Here is an 18497-nt window from a genome sequence, read left to right on the forward strand (position 1 = left end):
AGTACTTGTAAACAAAAAGCCTGCATTTGCAGGCTTTTATATTTTTAATGTTTTTTATTGCGATTGAATGATCTCAGTTATGCCCTCCGGCGAGAGTATTTCAATCCAGTAACCGTCGGGGTCTTTAATAAAGGCGAGGCCTTTCATTGAGCCATCATCTGGTTTTTTCACAAACTCCACATCGTATTTTGCAAAGCGCTCACACGCCGCGTATACATCGGGCACGCTAATACCAATATGGCCAAAGTCTTTTGGTGCTTCATTACCGCTAACATAGCCCGTAAAGCTATCGTCGCTTTCAGTGCCCCAGTTATGGGTAAGCTCAATGAGTGCAGGGCGGCGAAACACCCACTGGGTTTTTTGTTTATCATCGCCTTTAGGCAAGTCTTGCTCATAGCCTAAAAAGTACAGGGTAAATTTCATACCCGGAAAGTCATACTTACCTAACAGCTTCATACCCAATACGTTTTGATAAAATGCCAGCGACGGTTTGGGATCTTTAATGCGTAACATAGTTTGCTGCATCACATAGCCCTCAGTGGCCTGTGCAACTTGCTCTGGAGATTCGTTATAGCGAGACATGAGATAATCCTTAATGAAATGACGGAAAAACCTTAATGAATTTAAAAAGGCAGGGTGTGCGCTCATCATAATCATCAGTAGCAAAAATTAAAACCACCTAGCTAAATTACCAGCCAGTGAGCTGGATGTTTTATAAGTGAAAAATGACATATTTAGCGATACTATTTATTTATACAGTAATGGTGTTTTGTCTAATATTACTGATCTCCACCATTTTGGTGTATTGCTACATTTATAAAACCTGAGCATAGATTAACTAATTGTTTACAGGTGTTTATTTACTGGCTAAGATGAACAGATTGTAATATATGGACATTTGATGGTTTGTAAAACGACAAATGTCGTAGGCAAAATTGTTAAAAATACATAATAATCTTTAATGTTCTACCTAATTGGACAAGGGAAAAGGCAATTTTTAATGACTGAATCAATACTTCAAACCTACCTTAACGAACAGCACATAAAAACTGATGTCCCAGCGAACATTGATAGCCTGACGAAGGCTGTAAAAGAAGTCAAAAAATATTTAACAAGAAAAAAGACAAAGTCGGATTTCATCCCCTATACCCTAGTGGCTTTCGACCCAAAGGTAAAAGACAGTGACCCAGTGGCGCAGGAAGTGGAAAAGATAATTATCAAAAATTGGCCTGCTTTTAAGAATAGTGTGACGGCCACCAATGATACATCCACCACCTACGTACGGTCAGTGATCTTAGAATCGCTGTCCCAGCTATCGAAAGATGATGGGGCTACGGCAGCACTGGTCTGGTTGACAGCTCGTGATGTGATCGGGCATTACCAGCTTGATGCGGAGGAGAATTCGATTCGTTTGCTTCTTCAGGAACTGGCCGACAAAGTGGAGGAAAATGGACAAGCGGCATGGGGAATTGGTCACAAACTTCAGGCCAGTAAATTTAATGGAGTTGAGATTTCTATTTCAGCAGTTAAAGCGGCTCAAATAGATGAAGTATCACTAAAGTCACAATTACTCGATGCGATGGTTCACTCTGGATGGAGTCAGCAAGCTGGAGGAGGAAAGAACCCTCAATCTGCAGCTCAGAATAGCTGGCAGTGGCCTCAGTTTGCAGCTGAAAATTCAGCAACAGGAATTGCTGAGGTTGTGAACTCCGCCTTATCCCAACAAGCCCAATCCCTTTCTACGGTTTCTTCCTCCATTAAAAAGAATTTGGATGATTATTTCTCCCAACTCCAACCGTTTTTCGAAGACGTGAATGATTCTATCGTCAACAGCATCACTGCCAACAATAAGCGCAGTGAGCTACTGTGGTGGAAGCAATCGCTGTATTCTGGTTCTTTGAATGCTAGTTATCGTAGCCTTGACCTATTGAACGCGGCCGTTTGCATGGCGCACGACCTTGCCGAACAAGTAGATCCAATCTACCCAGAAAGCCTGGATTACTTGCTGCGAGAAACGCTGAAAGACGTGCATGGGGATATGGCATCCGAAGAGCGTCCACTGATAGAGTGGTTAAAGGATAGCCTTAGCCTGCATGGTAACATTCAATCAGCATTGAAAGCATATTCAGAACAAGGAGAGCAGCGTAAATCCCTGCTTAGCGCATGGGGCAATACATTGCATTTGAGCGAACCTACCCGTTTTTTCATAGAAACGGGCATAGACAAAAGAGCCAAACTTACGGCATCCGATCTGGCGGTGTGGTTGTTTCATGGATTACAAGCTCAAAAACTGGCAACCGATAAATAAGGCGAAACATGGCAAACGAAAGATGTACTAAAGAAGGCTGCTATGCACCGAAGGATTTTTGTCTTGAACTTGCTGGCCCTCTGCACGAACAATGTCAGTTTTTCGCAGTGACAGGAGCCACAGAACCATCGGCCAAAACTTCAAAAAAATTGGCTGCGTCCATTCCTTGGACCGGAGAATGGTTGCGGCCGAAACAGCTCGAAATTCTGACACACCGAGGGACGCCCAGGATCATCGGTTTGGTTGGGTCGTCTGGTGCAGGTAAAACCACCTACCTTGCCATGTTGTATTCGCTGCTATTCAACGGCAGACGAATCGAAAACTGGGATTTTGCTGGAAGCTATACGCTGAACGGATGGGAACTGCAGGCCAAAACATTGCAAGTCCAGGACGATGGTACGGTTCGAAACCCAGATGCCACGCCTTCCGACAATGATTTTTACAGCCTTTACCACCTAGCCTTGCGCCATGACGGTTTTTTACATGACATCTTTTTTGCTGACTCATCAGGCGAAGTATTTTCCAAATGGGCGAATAATGTGAACGATCCTGCAGCTGAAAATGCTCGCTGGATTTATGACAACGCCCATGCTTTCCTGTTTTTTGTTGATTGCGAGGCAATTATTGGGCAAAGAGGCAGGGCGAGACGTGACATTGTTCAAGTAGCCGAACAGGTTAAAAGCAGCCTTAGAGGTAGACCTGTAGTGATCTTATGGTCGAAAGCCGACCTGGCTAAGAATATGCGCGAAAACATTGTGGATGCCATCAAACGAAATCTTTCTGAAATCTTTCCCGGAGCCATCTCACTGGAGATCAGCAATTATTCGAAATCCGACTCCGACCAGTTATGTCACATTAATAATATAAATGTGGCAGAAACGGTACTCAACTTACTAGCTAACCCGAAACGACTGCGCATTGCACCTGCATCTATTCAAGCAGATGATTTCTTCCTTTTATACCGAGGCAACTATGATAGCAAATAACGAAATATTGATCATCGGACCGCCTAAAACGGGGAAAACTACCTTTCTAGCCCAATTGTATGGCCGCTTATTAGATAAAAAAGGAAAGCTGCAATTGGCTTCCGCACCTGAAAATATCGATGGGATCAAAAGCGCATACGATCGACTTACTGACGGGGAAGAAACGGAACCAACGCCTTCTACAGATAACCTGGAGGTCAAAATACCGGTCATGCACGAAGGGCTGGAATTTGTGTTGCATTGTAAAGATTATGGTGGGGAGCAGGTACGCGACCTCATAGCATTGATGGAATATGACAAAACGTGGATCGAACGGGCGAAAACGAACGACCGTTGGATTCTTTTCATTCGCCCCTCAGAAATTGAACAGCGCTTCGACTTAAGTAAGAAGGGGTATGCTGAAAAAGATCAGAAAGAATCGAATGCCTCAATTTCCGGCACTTCCGAGCAATCCCAATTTATCGAGCTAGTGCAAGTCCTGATGCACGCGCGCGGCACGGGAATGAAAGATCTTATTGATACCCCTAGGTTACTCATTGCATTAACCTGCTGGGATGAGTTGAAGACCGATTCGACACCGGAGGAAATCTTGCAGCAGAAGATGCCGTTGTTCACACAGTTCATTGCAGCCAGTTGGTTGCCGGGGTCCTTCAAAATCATTGGAGTATCAGCACAGGAATTCCCTTTAAAAACCAATGAGGATCGCGACAAATACCTGGACGAGATGCCTCAAAATTTCGGCTACCTGGTATTGGACGATAATCCTAAGGAAAAGGATCTGACCCGACTCATCGAAGAAGCTCTGACTCTATGACCATTATCCAGCAGGCCATATATGGAGAAGTGCAGGGGAAAACTTCAGGGCACGAACTGCTAGCCGCTTCCGATGAAAAAAATGAACTATTCAGACGAGTGAGCGGCCATACCGATCTGGCCGACCGACCTGAAGGGGGAGTTTTATCCAGCTCTGTGATGCGTGGTTTATTTGCTGAAGATCACTTTCTGCTTATTAAGACATTTCCCGATAAAAGTCCTGGATTGCGTTCTGGACGCGTTTTTTCGCATGCTTTATTTATACCAAAAGCAGACTTACATCGAGTACACAACCTCAGCAACCTATTTCAATATCTCCTGCCTGATATTCAAAAAGAAGCGAAAATGCATTCGATAGACTACCGCTCGCAGGGAGCCATAACGATAATAGGGGCAGTGGATGGAAGGGAAGCAGCTGCTACTAATGCCTTGATAGAAAAGCAGCCATTTGTTTGGTTGGGGGAGGAAGGCTACTGGGACTGGCTAGCCCGAATCTGGCCTAGGTTACCGGCCAAAGAGAAATGCACCTTAAAAATCGGAGCGGCATTCGGCCCCTCCTATGTAAAAAAAGAAAACCTCAACCTACTCTACATTCCCATAGGTGCTAAAACTCTGTGGGTAAGGCATTCCTTTCGTGTCGTCGATACGGAAGAATCGCAGAACCTTGAGTCCTTAACCGCAAATTGGTTGGTAGGAGTTGCTAAAAAGTCAGCTTCCCTCGAGGTCTTGATCGATGATTTTGGTCCGATAATTGATTCCATAGAAACGCTAAAGCAGCTTGAGGATTATGGTAAAGCCTACCATCAGATTAACAATACCTCTGAGCTTAACCATTTATTGGTGTTGGCTAATTTTGTTTCGAGGATTAGTCCCAGTGAAAAAGTTGGAATTAAGGGGAAAAGCAGGCTGATGAATGCCATACTTCAAGCTATTCCCAATGCCCCAATTAATATCTTAATCGCGCTCATATACCAAACTTGGAAAGGATTTCCGAAAGCAGTTACTTCTTTGTCGGATTCTCTGCGTGACTGGCTCACCAATCATCTTATTAACGGAAAACAAGCAAAAGAGTGTGGTGCTGTGCTGGTAAGAGCAGTGGAGACTGAAACGAAAAACTGGTGGAGCAGCACGGTTTTGAGTTATTTGAATAACCGGCTTAAAAACTGGCAATCTCGCGACGCCTCCATTTTGTGGCAATGGATGGAAAAGGAACCTATGTTGATTACCCGACACCATTCCTGGTTGCCGGATGATGTTGAAAATGAGCTAACTGAAAAAATTCCACTACTGGAAAAAACAGTAGCGGAATCGGTTCTGCACATGTCCGAACAGAAGAATTGGCTTGTGCTACACGCGCAAGTGGCAGTGCAGCTTTATTCTGCTGAAAAAGCCATCGAAGCCCAGTTGCGTATCGATACTGATGAAAACCATATTCAAGCGCTCCAAACACTTTCTAGAAGCATCAATAGCAGCTCATTTGTATCCGCAGCAGCCAGTCACACTGATGCCCGCTTGTACAGCATCGCGGGAAAACTAATTGCCGAAAACAGCAATTTAATGAAAGGTGTCGACATTACCAGTAAAGGTTGGCAGAACTGCTGGAAAACAGCCATTGAACATGGCAGTGAAGTTTGGCAAGGCATTCCCAAACCACAGCAGGTTCTGTTTGAAATTCTTGATCACATGCTGGCTGGAAATTCGTTTAACAGTACTTTGTTAAGTGCAATAAGCATTGGCAAATATAACAACCTGAAAGATTATCCACAGCGCGTATCTATCTGGTCTGTATTACCCGAACATGCACGTACCGAGTTCGTTAGTGCAACGTTTGTTGAGCTAATGGTTGATAATGCGAACGGTAAATTTAACTATAACGTCCTCGAATCTGAGTTAAAAAAGGAACTGCAATCGCAAAAAGTGCAACAGTATATTTTCAGCAGCAAAGCAATCCCCCTCACCAAAAAACTACAGTTGTTCGGTGTGTTTTCGAGTTTGGGTGAGTATCACGCACGGCAGTTAATACAGGATAATCAATTTTCACCAGCAGAAGCTAAAGAATTTGGTCGGATTGTTGCAACTACAGGCCACTGGAAAACGGTAGTTGATGAGCTTTACAATAAACGCTCTCATAGAAATGATCTACTACCGGCTTTATTACAATGCAGCCACTTACTTGGGTTTTGGCAACGCATGGCACTTGCTTCCAGTGGGTTAAAGCCAGATGCAATCAGCGCAGAAGAATGGATGGATGAATTTTTCGAAATTGCTATTAAGCTGTTCCCAAGTGGACCAGACCAAAATGGATTGTGGGTAAGTGCAGGCGGTGACCAGTCACAACTTATAACAGCCGGTACAGGCCGAGACAAGTGGAGTCATGCAGTCCAAATCATGCGAAATAATGGAAATCCAACACGTAAAAAACTGTTAAGTAAAATGCGTGATATATATTCTTCAAACGAAATTCTTAAAAAACTACAAGGGACTTTATGAACAAACCTATTCTGATTCTTACTGCTTTGGAAGTGGAGCGCCTGGCTATCGAGCAGCATTTAAATAACATCGAGACAGTACTACACCCCTCAACCTGTACCGATTATACCAAAGGCGATTACAACTGCAACGGCAGAGTCCTTGAAGTGATAGTCGCCCGTACTGATCAAACCAATGTGAATGCTGCTATAGAAACAGAGCGTGCCATAGCTCATTTCGAACCGGAGTATGTCTTTTTTGCAGGTGTGGCAGGTGGTCTGAAAGATGTAGAAGTTGGTGACATTATTATTGGTCGGGACGTTTACGGTTTTGAGCGAGGAAAGGCCGAAGAAAACAATTTTAAACCTCGTCCACAATTTGGTGCTTCTTCATATGCTCTGGAACGGTTGGCCAGCCTGTACGCAAAAAGTATCGCATGGAATCAAAAAATTAAAGAACTACTAAACTCGGATTTTGCTCCCGTCATCCGCACTTACACCGGAACCATTGCTTCTGGTGAAAAGGTAGATGCTTCCATCGATTCAGATCTTCATCAATTCCTTAAACAAAACGCTAGCCATGCCCTCGGCATCGAAATGGAAGGCCTCGGCTTTCTGGAAGTCTGTCGTATGCGTCCGCTTGTTAAAACCCTGCTGCTTCGCGGCATCTCCGACCTAGTAGACGGCAAAAATCATATGGATAGCAAAGGCTCCCAGCCCTACGCCTCAGCAAATGTAGCTGCCTTTATGTTCGGTCTGCTTGAACAACTGGATTTTTCAGATACCACAACTAAACCAAACCGAGAGCAAAAGCTGGTTGAAATTATGTGTAAACTTTATCCAGGCGGATTGAAAGATAATCAAATATGGATTGCAGCTGGTGGTGATTTGTCTTTAATTAATCTAGGCCAAACTGGCAAAGGTCAATGGGTCGAAGCTATTCGAGCTTTGAAGTTTGGCGGTGGAGGAAGTGTGAGTTTAGATAGTTTAATTAAAACTGTTGCAGAAGAGTATGGAAGTAATGAAGATGTTAAAGAGATTATGTAGATTGGACGGAATCAGTCTAGTACAAAAGATTAGGGACTTTAGGGATCATTCCAAAAATATGGGATGCTTACTCAATTTGAGCATCTAGGTGACTTTTCGGAGTATTTGCGATCATTGCAGATCGGGGGCCTACAAAAGAGGACGCGCTTGAATTCGTGGGGGGTAAAAAGTGATCAAAACGGTGTTCTGAAAATGTTTTTGAATCGGGTAGCTGGAGGCACACCACCCATCATGCGCTTTTTATTAGCTGGAAGTGCAATGGGCGGTTCATCTCCCGTAATGAATATTGATCCAAATATCTCTCAATGACACTAAACATTGTGAAGCTAAGTAGTTATTGCCTAGCGCAATGTTAATTCCTTTTGTTTTTGAGCTTCTAAAAGGACCTTCGCTTCCAAGCGCCTACTTTTGGTACTGGTGATACCGCAGGCTATGCGAGCTGTTCGCTGACACCCAGTTTCATTAAACTGCGTACTTTTGGTGCGAGCTATACCTTTCTAAAGAGCGCCATTGCCGCCAGTAGCACATTCTTATCCTACGGTGGATCCAATGATCTAAATCCACTGTTAGCTGATAAGCGTTGCTATTCGGTAGTAGTGTCCCCAGCCGCGTAAATACTTCTGGGTCTAGAATCTTTATTACTCTTAAAGCGCAGCGTCTCTAAACCTCTTTGTGAATAATTCAATTAAAGATCTTTTGCACAAAGAGAAGGGAATGAGAAGTAAATGAGGGAAACTTAGCGCTTAGTATTGGCATGGCTAAACCACTAATAAAAATAAATTTAAAACAAGTTATTCTACAGGCTCATTAGCTGCCATATAAATGTGATGTGTTCAACTTGCTGTACATGTTAATTTTCTAAGCCTATACTTGGTCCATCAAATATACATGTAGAGGTTCTGATGAAAATTGTATCTTTTACTGAAGCCAGAAATGGTCTCAAAGCTGTTTTGGACGGAGTAGTTAATGATGCTGATACAACAGTAATTACTCGCCGTGATTCTGAGGATGCAGTGGTTATGTCTTTAGATTATTACAATAGCCTTATGGAGACCGTTCACTTGCTTCGTTCACCTGAAAATGCAGAGCATTTAAATCGTTCAATAGCTCAGTATCGTGCTGGCAAAACAACAGCACGAGAGCTAATTGATGAGTAGTCGTTTACTGTCTTGGACTGACGATGCTTGGACTGACTACTTGTTTTGGCAAACTCAAGACAAGAAGACGCTAAAACGTATTAATAAACTTATCAACGATGTAAAGCGCTCTCCGTTTGAGGGCATAGGTAAACCTGAGCCACTAAAAGAAAATTTATCAAGTTTTTGGTCTCGCCGCATTGATGATACCAATCGACTTATTTATGTAGTAGATAATCAGGCTGTCACAATAATTTCGTGCCGCTATCATTATTAAAACAGATCTTAACGTCAGGCAACTAATCGGGCAGCCGGATGTCTTTTCCAACCCCCACATCATATGCCTTCTATTAGCGGGAAGTGAAATAGGCGGTTTACTGGTGATACCACATGCTATGACTATTAGGTAATTCCACAACCGCGTAAATTTTTTTTACTCTAAAGCGCAGCGTCTCTTAACCTCTTTGTGAACAATTCAATTAAATACTTTTTGCACAAAGAGCAGAGAAATAGAAGCAAATGAGGATTAACTTAAAGGCTAAGATCTCTTAATGACGTTAAATAGTCATTGTCTAACGCAATGTTAATTCCTTTTGTTTGTTGATAAGTTATTCTGCTATATCTTGTTTTTGTCTAGCAGCTTGGTTTGGCAGTAGTTGCTCAACAATTTCCCTTGCTGGCAATGTGTAACGCACGCCATCGAACATTACAGATGTAAATTCATCAATACTTGTTATACCTGTTAATGTCCATCCTTCACCACGCTCTGGACAATAAACAGTGGTTGTTGGTTGTATTACTTTAAATTCATCGCTCATAATAATATTACTTTGTGATTAACTTGGATGCCTGTTATTTTAAGGTAATAGTATCTAAAGGCAATGAAAGCGTGCTTTAATGCCGTAATTTAATTTTATCTATGAACACTGAGTTTGCACTAACCCGCATTACATTAAAGCCAATTAAGCATAAAGATTGCAATGCACTTTGGGCTATTTTGTCTGATCCGTTAGTTGCTCAATATAATGACTACTGTGTGCCAGTTACACGTGACGCGGTAAAACAATTGATCCAAGATGATATTACTGGCATGTATGAAGGCAATACGCTGCGTTTAGGAATATATTTAAAAAATACGGTGATCTTGATTGGCTGCGTTGGTTTATATGATATTGAGGTCAACAGCGCTTGGTTAGGTTTTGAATTAGCCCCAGATCATTGGGGGAATGGGTATATGTCTGAGGCATTAGCATTCATACAAACAAATATAAAAACCCTTGTTACTCAGTTAGGCAACATTGCGCATTTAGATAATGAGTTGAACATTACTAATTTACAGGCGAAAGTGGCTATAGAAAACACTCAAAGCCAGCAATTACTTCGTCGTTTTAACTTCACTCATGTAGCGAGTGAACATTGGATTTATAAACTTTAAATCATACTTTGTTACAAAACAGTCATTTAATCTTAGCCTGAACAAGGGTATTGTTTTTAAACAATATTTAACAGGAAGTTATGATGGCTTTATTAGAAAAACTAAATCGCACTGTAATTTTTATTTTGTTAAGCCTAGCCGCACTGATCGCAGCAGCCGTAGTGATTTATAAATACACAACACATTACACGTCAAACTTTAAAGACGTCACTATTTACTCCCAGGTATTGGATGAAAGTAGGAAAGTGTTTATTCGTTTACCGAGCAATTTTACGCCAACCAAGCGCTATTCTTTGATCATTAGAACCGACGGTAACTTTAATCTTACGCAGTGGGATTCAGTGATGACTGAGTTACCAGCGCAGCAGGATACTATTTTAGTGTCTATCCCTAATCAATTTTGGACCTTTACCAGAAATCGTGATTTAGTGCCGCCGTATGCACGACAGGATGTTAATACTCAGCCCAGACCTGCAAGTGAAAATGCGCCTGAATTATTTGGCCAAGCGGATAAGTTTTTAACTTTTATAGACAGTGAATTATTACCTTATTTAGAGTCTCATTATAATTTGAATAACAACCGCATATTATCTGGCTATTCAGCAGGAGGGAGTTTTGTTTTATATACAATGAGTACCAAACCATGGCTGTTTAACAGTTATTTTGCATTTAGTCCTGCAGCTTGGTATGACGACATGACTGTGGTTACTGAGTTTAATCAATTCTTAGTGCAGCGAAAAGCTGAGCAGATGAATATGCAACCATTGTTTTTGTATCTTTCTGTCGGTGGGGATGAGCACCCTTTAATGCTAAGTGCGTTTAACTTGCTACAAAAGAAACTTAATACGAACGCCTCGAACATAACCTGGTATAGTGAGGTTAATCAGGGGCTTACTCATTCGAGTAATCCAGTGCATAGCGTAAAACCAGCTTTAGATTTCTATAACTCGCAGTTAGATTAATTTAATACTGATTTAGTGAAAGTATAATTAGCACTACCACTAAAAGAACACATCATACCATGTTTTGTATAAGTAAAAATTAGCATCAATCATATTAAAAAGAAGGCTTATCAAAGGTGAGTGTCACATTAAAAGTTTGTAATAGTGCTTATTTAGCCAAGTCATAGAGGCTTTGCTAATTAAATAATGACTAACGGACAAGTTTGTTCTTAAACAGTTTAAAAGAACAATCATGAATCGTAGGCACAATGTATAAAGACGTGATTATCTTAGTTCCAACATTAACAGCGGCTACCTTTAGCAAAGCGACTAATATAAAACCAAACTTATCATTTTGTGTTTAAATTACAGAGAGTTTATTAGTAAGTTGTCGTAGCATTTTTTCAGGCTGTGGTTGTTGCTCATTTAAGCCTGAAATTATTGTCATAAAATAACAGTCGAGCATTACGCTTGCTTTTATATCATCAAACTCGGGTTGTTCGCTAAATAATCGTTGCTTAAATTCATTCATTTGTTGCTCAAAAAAAGCGCTCTGCCAGATTATATCGCTAATTAATATTTTGCTGAACTCACTATTATTACAATAAAACTCAAACAACGGCAGGGCATAGTGACGAAGTTTTAAGCGTGGTGCATGTTGGTTATCTGTCAGACTTGATTGATGAATGATTTCATCAATTTGCTGCCGCATTCCAGCCTTAAGTAAATCAATTTTATTCTCGAAATGGCTAAAAACAGTCCCTGTAGCAACGTTTGCTGCTTTTGCTATTTCCCGCGTTGAAGTTTGCTCGTATCCTTGTTGTAAAAACAGTAGCCAAGCACTAGTAAGGATTTTGTTATACGTTTGAGTTTTTTTATTCATTTTATTTTTCAATAAGTTAATTTTATTATCAATGTAAAGAACAAATAATAGATTGTAAAAATGACTGTGCTCAATTATATTTTTGAGCGCGCTCATTTTTATAAGGAGGATGTCATATGACACAAATTAAGCTGATTATTGGCTACGTTCTATTTGTTCCATTTATTATTTTTTATTCTTACATGTTAGGGCCACTACTAAAAGCAATTTTATTGCTTGGCGGACTATTAATGTTGTGGATCATACTTGGTCCAAAAGCAGGGTATTTAGCGTTTAAGCAAGCATTTATTAATCAAGGAAAGAGTAAGACGTAAGATGCTTTTAATTCAGATAGGCTGATTCATTCGGTGGTCAACGTAATCAGCCTATCTGCTTAGCGGTTATAAAGTGTAATGAAACCCGATAGCAATACCATCGTCTTCAGATAATCCCATTTGATACTCTTGTTCTTTATCCGCGCTTGAAAAGTCACTAAAGTCTTTACGCGCTTCTATGTACACAATCGTATCGGCATCAAATAAATAGTGAATCCCAAGCACACTAAATTGACGTTTAAAATTGTCATTAGGATCTGCATTAAAGTTCGGCTGTATTACGTAATCGGTTCCTGCATCAAACACGTTATAAGCTATGAAGGTACGAATATCATTATCGAATTTATAAGAGAGTAACGATTCTAAACCCACCGCATCTTTGATCAAACGGCCTAAATTATCGGTATCGTGATTTTCATTTTTATTGATGTTCGCCGCAAAATAGACTCCATCACTGTCAAAGTTGCCCCAAGTAACCCCAGCGCCATAAATAAAATCATCAACGGATTGAACTCGGCCGTTTGTGTAGTTTACGTTAAGCTCTCCACGGTTGAATCCTGCGGTAAGTTTTAAATCATCGCTTACTGAATAGGTGACGGCAGCACCATAGGTTGAATTAAACTCCACCTGTTGGGCGATATTACTGCCATTCTCCCAGAGTGTTTGACAAGCAGCTTCTGAAATAGCCTCAATATCGCAGGTATAAAAATCATTATTTTTGAACTGCACTTGGGCCGCAAAGCTAAAGTCGCCATAACTATTTCGATATTGTAATAACTTATCACCGCGACCGGTACCGTTAATCGCGCCATCGTCTTTGTTATACGTGTAAACACCCGCTGCATTGCCGTCCCAAACTAAACTATAGTTGGTGCTATATACTACGTCGTACCACGCACCCCATTGTTTACCTATCGTTACTTGGCCATATTTTTCATGGGCAATGCCCACATACCCTAAACGGTTATATAAGAATTCATCTTGAATCGATTCAAAGCGATTATTATAAAGAATATCGCTACTACCAACCGGGTTAACTCCCCATTCTAGTAATGCCAGCGCAGTCCATTGATTTTTAAGTTTACGGCTAAAATCAAAACTGATCCGCGATGCTCCATTAACTATTTCTGTCTGTCCTTGGGTATGAATGACTCGTGCATCGATAAATCCACCAATAGACAGCTTATTGGTATCATCATTGTAAATTTCCAATGCAAACACGCTTGGTGCGATAAATAGCGTAGATGCTATTGTTGCAGCTAATCCTTTATTCATTGAGTAAAACCTTGTTAGTTATGTGTGTTGTTGTAAACCGCGCAAGCCTAACAAAGGGACAAGCAGCGCTAAAGTGAAAAAATATCACTTAAAAAGCATAGAGGAAAATTAAAATATTAAGAACTAATTAATATTGAACATGATACAGACTTACTAAATTAGGCGCACGTAAATGCGCAGCGTACAGAACAGAAACACTATTATTGCATAGAAAAAAAAGCCTATTTAGTTTACACTCCTGTCAATTTTAATACTTTGATTTTCCCCGTTGGAGGGTAGCGCTATCATCAGTACAGCTAATATCACCATGCAATTTGGTGCTAAACCGTTATTTGAAAATATTTCAGCTAAATTTGGCGAAGGTAACCGTTATGGTTTAATTGGTGCAAATGGCTGTGGTAAGTCTACATTTATGAAGATCTTAAGTGGTGAACTTGAGCCATCAGCTGGTAATGTCAGCACAGATCCAAATGAACGGGTTGCTAAGCTTAATCAGGACCAATTCGCTTATGAAGAGTATTCAGTGATTGATACTGTGATCATGGGCCACAAAGAGCTATGGGCAATTAAACAAGAGCGTGACCGTATTTATAGCCTGCCTGAAATGAGTGAAGAGGATGGCATGAAAGTGGCCGACCTTGAAACTGAGTTTGCTGAAATGGATGGCTATTCTGCTGAATCTAAAGCGGGTGAGTTACTAATGGGCGTAGGTATTGCTACTGAACAGCATTACGGCCCAATGTCAGAAATTGCCCCAGGCTTTAAATTACGAGTGTTGTTAGCGCAAGTGTTATTCTCTGATCCAGATATCATGTTATTAGATGAGCCTACCAATAACTTGGATATTTATACTATCAAGTGGTTAGAAGATGTGTTGAATCAACGCGATTGCACTATGATCATCATTTCCCATGACCGTCATTTCTTAAACTCAGTATGTACGCACATGGCCGATATCGACTATGGTGAATTACGTGTATACCCTGGTAACTATGACGAATACATGTTTGCAGCAACACAAGCGCGTGAACGCTTATTAAGTGAAAATGCCAAGAAGAAAAGCCAAATTGCCGAGCTACAACAGTTTGTTTCGCGCTTCTCAGCCAATGCATCAAAAGCAAAACAAGCAACATCACGCGCTAAGCGAATCGATAAGATTCAATTAGATGAAGTTAAAGCGTCATCGCGCCAAACGCCGTTTATCCGTTTTGAGCAAGAAAAACAGTTATTCAGAAATGCCCTTGAATTAACCAATTTAGGTCAAGGCTTCGAAGAGATGCTTTTCACTGGCCTAGAAGGTTTAGTTGAAGTAGGTGAGCGTATTGCGATCATCGGTGAAAATGGTGTTGGTAAAACCACATTATTAAACACCTTAGCTGGGCGTTTAGCACCAAAACAAGGTGAGTATAAGTGGTCTGAAAACCATAACATTGGTTATTACGCGCAAGATCATGCTGATGAATTTGCCACAGACATGAACTTATTTCAGTGGATGGAACAATGGCAACAAGAGGGCGATGATGAACAAGTGGTTCGTAGCTTCTTAGGCCGTATGTTGTTTTCACAAAATGATATTAAAAAATCTGTAAAAGTGATTTCTGGTGGTGAGCAAGGCCGCATGCTATTTGGTAAGATTATGATGCATAAACCAAATATCTTGTTGATGGATGAACCAACCAACCACATGGATATGGAATCAATTGAAGCATTAAACTTGGCGCTTGAAGCCTATGAAGGCACGTTAATGTTTGTTTCTCATGATCGTCAATTTGTATCGTCAGTTGCGACTCGTATTTGGGAAATAAAAGACGGTAAAATCATCGATTTTAGAGGCACATACTCTGAATACCTAGCAAGCAAAGAAGCCTAACGCTAAATTTGTTTGTAGATCGAAAAGCCATGCATGTCATGGCTTTTTTGTTGCTTGAAATTCGCAATTTAATAATTAATGCGTGTATAATACCGACCATAAATGCGGACATAAGTCCGCTATAAGTATTAAAAACTATTACTGAGGAGTATTTATGACTGTTGGCATTATTATGGGTTCCAAATCAGATTGGCCAACGATGGAACACGCGGCGATCATGTTAGAGAAATTTGGCATCGCGTATGAAACTAAAGTTGTATCGGCTCATCGTACTCCTCAACTTCTTGCTGATTACGCAAGCTCTGCGGCAGAGCGCGGTATCAAAGTGATTATCGCTGGTGCCGGTGGTGCAGCTCATTTACCGGGAATGGCTGCTGCGTTTACGTCTTTACCTGTTCTAGGTGTTCCAGTGAAGTCTAAAACGTTAAATGGAATTGATTCATTACTTTCTATTTGCCAGATGCCAAAAGGTGTGGCAGTTGGGACGTTAGCAATTGGTGAAGCTGGCGCTGCAAATGCGGGTCTACTTGCTGCACAAATTTTAGGTTGTCAGCAGCCTGATATTTTTGCCAAAGTTGAAGCATTCCGTAAAGAACAAACAGAGACTATTTTAGCTAACCCTAATCCAGCAGAGTAATATGACTATTTTAATTTTAGGCGCAGGCCAATTAGCACGCATGATGTGTTTAGCCGGTGCACCACTGAATTTAAATGTGGTTGCCTTTGATGTGGGCAGCGAGAAAATTGTTCACCCACTAACTGGGCAAGTCTTTGATACGACTTTAGCGCAAGCAATCGTGGATGCCGACGCAATCACTGCTGAGTTTGAGCATATCCCAGACGATGTACTCACCCTATGTTGCGCAAGTAATAAATTTTACCCTGGTAAAGCGGCAATCAAAACCGGTGGCGATCGCGCGCTTGAAAAAGCCTTACTGAGCAAAACTGCTGTTCAATGTGCACCATACCAGTTAATCACTGAAAAAACGCATTTAGAGCAAGCTGTTGCTACTTTAGGCAAACCTCTAGTGATCAAAACCTGTCAAGCAGGTTACGATGGCAAAGGGCAGTGGCGCTTAAAATCTGACGATCAAATTGAACAGATTTGGTCTGAAATGGCTGACTTTATTGCCTCAGGTACAGAGCAAGCCCCGCATACAATTATAGCCGAGCAGATGATCCCATTTGACCGTGAAGTGTCTATTATCGGTGTGCGTGATAAAAGTGGCAACACAGCTATTTATCCACTCACTGAAAACCAACACACAAATGGTGTTTTAACATTATCAGTGGCAGGTAAAGAGAAGTCAGCAATTCAACAGCAAGCTGAAGATGCATTTAATAAATTAGCAAATGAACTTGATTACGTTGGTGTACTAGCCATTGAGTTTTTTGATGTGAATGGGCAATTACTCGTTAACGAAATAGCGCCTCGCGTACACAATTCAGGCCATTGGACACAGCAGGGGGCACATTGTAGCCAATTTGAAAATCACATGCGTGCAGTTGCAGGTCTGCCATTAGGAAGTACAGAGCTTCAGCGTGTAACAGCGATGATCAATGTACTTGGGCAATCTTCTATCCCTGAGCAAGTTTTGAGTGTACCGAGTGTTACTAGCCACTGGTACGGTAAAACAGCAAAGCCAGGACGAAAAATGGGCCATATTAATGTCTCAGCTAATAACCTCCATGAGCTTGGAGAGCGTCTAGCGCAGCTTACAGAGTATCTTCCGGAGGAAGATTACCCCGGAGTATTAGCAGCCAGTACCGCACTGATTTTAAATTAGTCATAAAAGCCGAGTTTATCTCGGCTTTTTTATTAATCCCAATAGGAGATTGTTCATGTTCAGTGCTAAATACCGCACTATCGTATTTGCTTTTTTTATGGCGTTATTTATGTCAGGCTTTATGTCATTAGTTATTTCAATTTTCAATGTTGGTTTAATTGATAACATAATTTCTATCTGGCTAGCTGCGTGGGCTTTTGCATTTTGCGTTGCTTTTCCAACCGTCATTTTTGTAGCGCCCGTTGTTCATAAACTTACAGCAAAGCTTATTCGCCCTTAAGGAATATTATGCTTTTGTCGGATAGCATTAAAAAACCTTTTTATCTGATTTTACTGATCTTGTGTATTACTCCACTGATTGGTGGTGGAACAGCACTGATCTTTGGCGCATTGTTTGCAATTTTACTAGGCAACCCGTTTGCTGAGCTATCACAAAAAGCCAGTAAGTGGATGCTCAAAGCTGCAGTCGTTGGCTTAGGTTTTGCCGTTGATTTTAATCAAGTGATTGAAGTCGGTCGCAGTTCTTTGGTGTTAACGATTGTTAGTATTACGGCAATCATCGGCTTAGGTGAAATTTTAACGCAAGTATTTAAATTAAACCGTAATACAGGGGTGCTAATTTCCTTTGGGACTGCGATTTGTGGCGGTAGTGCCATTGCGGCTATGGCCCCGGTAATTAAAGCCAAAGATCATGAAGTTGCAGTTGCACTGGGCGTGGTATTTTTATTAAATGGCGTGGGCTTATTGCTGTTTCCTACAATCGGTCATTACTTTAATTTAAGCCAAGAACAATTTGGCTTATGGGCTGCTTTGGCAATCCATGACACCAGTAGTGTAGTAGGGGCATCAGCCGCATATGGTGCTGTCGCGCTTAGCATTGCGACAACAGTAAAGCTGACTAGAGCGATGTGGATTATTCCTTACACTACCATTGCAGGAGTATTTTGGCGCTCTGAAGAAAAAGCCAGTATTCCTTTATTTATTATTGGCTTTTTAGCCGCAGCCTTGATCAATACTTATTTGCCTCAGTTTAGCGAATCTTGGCAGCTGATCAATACCGTGGCAAAACAGTTATTAGTTATGACTTTGTTCTTAATTGGCAGTGGTTTATCACTTTCTGTATTAAAACAAGCAGGACTAAAGCCCTTTATAATGGCAATTATTTTATGGATAGTGGTAAGTAGTGTCATTTTATTATTAATTTTAGATGGATTCATAATATGAATAGTAAGTT

Annotated in this window: 20 protein-coding genes; 15 read left to right on the top strand and 5 right to left on the bottom strand. The window is 41.0% G+C overall.

Features of this window, described 5'->3' with window-relative positions; genetic code table 11:
* Positions 1-54: 54 nt before the first annotated feature.
* Positions 55-582, bottom strand: a complete 528-nt coding sequence (gloA, locus tag V7783_RS14625) for a lactoylglutathione lyase (protein WP_335679338.1) — start codon at positions 580-582, stop codon at positions 55-57.
* Positions 583-1000: 418 nt separating this feature from the next.
* On the opposite strand from gloA, the gene V7783_RS14630 reads away from it, so the two are divergent.
* Genes V7783_RS14630 through V7783_RS14650 form a run of 5 tightly spaced genes read left to right on the top strand, consistent with a single transcriptional unit; the run spans position 1001 to position 7622 of the window.
* Positions 1001-2308, top strand: a complete 1308-nt coding sequence (locus V7783_RS14630; protein ID WP_335679339.1) for a GTPase-associated system all-helical protein GASH — start codon at positions 1001-1003, stop codon at positions 2306-2308.
* Positions 2309-2316: 8 nt separating this feature from the next.
* Entirely contained in the window at positions 2317-3294 is a 978-nt protein-coding gene (locus V7783_RS14635) for a TRAFAC clade GTPase domain-containing protein (protein ID WP_335679340.1), read from the top strand.
* Positions 3281-4108 (top strand): hypothetical protein, encoded by an 828-nt coding sequence (locus V7783_RS14640; RefSeq protein ID WP_335679341.1) that lies wholly within the window; start codon positions 3281-3283, stop codon positions 4106-4108. The genes V7783_RS14635 and V7783_RS14640 overlap by 14 nt, the downstream gene beginning before the upstream one ends.
* A complete protein-coding gene (locus tag V7783_RS14645) occupies positions 4105-6597 on the top strand; it encodes a GAP1-N1 domain-containing protein (protein WP_335679342.1) in 2493 nt (830 codons plus the stop codon). Before V7783_RS14640 ends, V7783_RS14645 begins: the two co-directional genes overlap by 4 nt.
* Entirely contained in the window at positions 6594-7622 is a 1029-nt protein-coding gene (locus tag V7783_RS14650) for a phosphorylase family protein (RefSeq protein WP_182794834.1), read from the top strand. Before V7783_RS14645 ends, V7783_RS14650 begins: the two co-directional genes overlap by 4 nt.
* 462 nt (positions 7623-8084) lie before the next feature.
* On the opposite strand, the gene V7783_RS14655 is transcribed toward V7783_RS14650, so the two are convergent.
* A complete protein-coding gene (locus V7783_RS14655) occupies positions 8085-8150 on the bottom strand; it encodes a hypothetical protein (protein ID WP_335679400.1) in 66 nt (21 codons plus the stop codon).
* Between the two features lie 374 nt (positions 8151-8524).
* On the opposite strand from V7783_RS14655, the gene V7783_RS14660 reads away from it, so the two are divergent.
* Together V7783_RS14660 and V7783_RS14665 are read left to right on the top strand one after the other, a co-directional pair.
* On the top strand, positions 8525-8779 hold the full coding sequence (locus V7783_RS14660) for a type II toxin-antitoxin system Phd/YefM family antitoxin (protein WP_064666222.1): 255 nt from the start codon (positions 8525-8527) through the stop codon (positions 8777-8779).
* On the top strand, positions 8772-9035 hold the full coding sequence (locus tag V7783_RS14665) for a Txe/YoeB family addiction module toxin (RefSeq protein WP_335679343.1): 264 nt from the start codon (positions 8772-8774) through the stop codon (positions 9033-9035). Before V7783_RS14660 ends, V7783_RS14665 begins: the two co-directional genes overlap by 8 nt.
* Before the next feature lie 331 nt (positions 9036-9366).
* Here the strand turns inward: V7783_RS14665 and V7783_RS14670 are convergent, their stop codons facing one another.
* On the bottom strand, positions 9367-9576 hold the full coding sequence (locus V7783_RS14670; RefSeq protein WP_335679344.1) for a hypothetical protein: 210 nt from the start codon (positions 9574-9576) through the stop codon (positions 9367-9369).
* 101 nt (positions 9577-9677) lie between these two features.
* Between V7783_RS14670 and V7783_RS14675 the strand changes: the two genes are divergently transcribed.
* On the top strand, positions 9678-10193 hold the full coding sequence (locus V7783_RS14675) for a GNAT family N-acetyltransferase (RefSeq protein ID WP_335679345.1): 516 nt from the start codon (positions 9678-9680) through the stop codon (positions 10191-10193).
* 83 nt (positions 10194-10276) lie between these two features.
* Positions 10277-11155: an alpha/beta hydrolase gene (locus tag V7783_RS14680; protein WP_442961381.1), complete on the top strand. Its 879-nt coding sequence runs from the start codon at positions 10277-10279 to the stop codon at positions 11153-11155.
* 340 nt (positions 11156-11495) lie between these two features.
* On the opposite strand, the gene V7783_RS14685 is transcribed toward V7783_RS14680, so the two are convergent.
* Positions 11496-12017, bottom strand: a complete 522-nt coding sequence (locus V7783_RS14685; protein WP_335679347.1) for a TetR/AcrR family transcriptional regulator — start codon at positions 12015-12017, stop codon at positions 11496-11498.
* A gap of 116 nt (positions 12018-12133) precedes the next feature.
* On the opposite strand from V7783_RS14685, the gene V7783_RS14690 reads away from it, so the two are divergent.
* A complete protein-coding gene (locus tag V7783_RS14690) occupies positions 12134-12331 on the top strand; it encodes a hypothetical protein (protein ID WP_335679348.1) in 198 nt (65 codons plus the stop codon).
* Between the two features lie 66 nt (positions 12332-12397).
* Here the strand turns inward: V7783_RS14690 and V7783_RS14695 are convergent, their stop codons facing one another.
* The gene (locus V7783_RS14695) at positions 12398-13606 is read right to left on the bottom strand and encodes a porin (protein WP_335679349.1); all 1209 of its coding nucleotides are present in this window, start codon (positions 13604-13606) and stop codon (positions 12398-12400) included.
* Positions 13607-13889: 283 nt separating this feature from the next.
* On the opposite strand from V7783_RS14695, the gene V7783_RS14700 reads away from it, so the two are divergent.
* From V7783_RS14700 to V7783_RS14720, 5 genes are all read left to right on the top strand, one after another.
* Positions 13890-15476, top strand: coding sequence for an ABC-F family ATPase (locus tag V7783_RS14700; protein WP_335679401.1), 1587 nt, complete (start codon positions 13890-13892; stop codon positions 15474-15476).
* Between the two features lie 154 nt (positions 15477-15630).
* Complete coding sequence (gene purE / locus V7783_RS14705) at positions 15631-16113, top strand: 5-(carboxyamino)imidazole ribonucleotide mutase (protein ID WP_335679350.1); 483 nt, start codon at positions 15631-15633, stop codon at positions 16111-16113.
* A gap of 1 nt (position 16114) precedes the next feature.
* On the top strand, positions 16115-17263 hold the full coding sequence (locus V7783_RS14710; RefSeq protein ID WP_335679351.1) for a 5-(carboxyamino)imidazole ribonucleotide synthase: 1149 nt from the start codon (positions 16115-16117) through the stop codon (positions 17261-17263).
* Positions 17264-17318: 55 nt separating this feature from the next.
* Positions 17319-17543 (top strand): DUF2798 domain-containing protein, encoded by a 225-nt coding sequence (locus V7783_RS14715; protein ID WP_335679352.1) that lies wholly within the window; start codon positions 17319-17321, stop codon positions 17541-17543.
* An 8-nt stretch (positions 17544-17551) separates the two neighbouring features.
* Complete coding sequence (locus V7783_RS14720) at positions 17552-18487, top strand: YeiH family protein (protein WP_335679353.1); 936 nt, start codon at positions 17552-17554, stop codon at positions 18485-18487.
* Positions 18488-18497 lie beyond the last annotated feature (10 nt).

The sequence above is a fragment of the Pseudoalteromonas sp. genome, from assembly GCF_036960685.1.
In the GTDB taxonomy this organism is placed as follows: Bacteria; Pseudomonadota; Gammaproteobacteria; order Enterobacterales; family Alteromonadaceae; genus Pseudoalteromonas.

Bases quoted from the DNA above. Each gene is read 5' to 3' on its own strand.
- V7783_RS14635 (WP_335679340.1), top strand. From the start codon at position 2,317: ATGGCAAACGAAAGATGTACTAAAGAAGGCTGCTATGCACCGAAGGAT.
- V7783_RS14690 (WP_335679348.1), top strand. From the start codon at position 12,134: ATGACACAAATTAAGCTGATTATTGGCTACGTTCTATTTGTTCCATTT.
- V7783_RS14665 (WP_335679343.1), top strand. From the start codon at position 8,772: ATGAGTAGTCGTTTACTGTCTTGGACTGACGATGCTTGGACTGACTAC.
- gloA (WP_335679338.1), bottom strand. From the start codon at position 582: ATGTCTCGCTATAACGAATCTCCAGAGCAAGTTGCACAGGCCACTGAG.
- V7783_RS14675 (WP_335679345.1), top strand. From the start codon at position 9,678: ATGAACACTGAGTTTGCACTAACCCGCATTACATTAAAGCCAATTAAG.
- V7783_RS14650 (WP_182794834.1), top strand. From the start codon at position 6,594: ATGAACAAACCTATTCTGATTCTTACTGCTTTGGAAGTGGAGCGCCTG.
- V7783_RS14715 (WP_335679352.1), top strand. From the start codon at position 17,319: ATGTTCAGTGCTAAATACCGCACTATCGTATTTGCTTTTTTTATGGCG.
- purE (WP_335679350.1), top strand. From the start codon at position 15,631: ATGACTGTTGGCATTATTATGGGTTCCAAATCAGATTGGCCAACGATG.
- V7783_RS14710 (WP_335679351.1), top strand. From the start codon at position 16,115: ATGACTATTTTAATTTTAGGCGCAGGCCAATTAGCACGCATGATGTGT.
- V7783_RS14695 (WP_335679349.1), bottom strand. From the start codon at position 13,606: ATGAATAAAGGATTAGCTGCAACAATAGCATCTACGCTATTTATCGCA.
- V7783_RS14685 (WP_335679347.1), bottom strand. From the start codon at position 12,017: ATGAATAAAAAAACTCAAACGTATAACAAAATCCTTACTAGTGCTTGG.
- V7783_RS14660 (WP_064666222.1), top strand. From the start codon at position 8,525: ATGAAAATTGTATCTTTTACTGAAGCCAGAAATGGTCTCAAAGCTGTT.
- V7783_RS14680 (WP_442961381.1), top strand. From the start codon at position 10,277: ATGGCTTTATTAGAAAAACTAAATCGCACTGTAATTTTTATTTTGTTA.
- V7783_RS14630 (WP_335679339.1), top strand. From the start codon at position 1,001: ATGACTGAATCAATACTTCAAACCTACCTTAACGAACAGCACATAAAA.
- V7783_RS14720 (WP_335679353.1), top strand. From the start codon at position 17,552: ATGCTTTTGTCGGATAGCATTAAAAAACCTTTTTATCTGATTTTACTG.
- V7783_RS14670 (WP_335679344.1), bottom strand. From the start codon at position 9,576: ATGAGCGATGAATTTAAAGTAATACAACCAACAACCACTGTTTATTGT.
- V7783_RS14645 (WP_335679342.1), top strand. From the start codon at position 4,105: ATGACCATTATCCAGCAGGCCATATATGGAGAAGTGCAGGGGAAAACT.
- V7783_RS14640 (WP_335679341.1), top strand. From the start codon at position 3,281: ATGATAGCAAATAACGAAATATTGATCATCGGACCGCCTAAAACGGGG.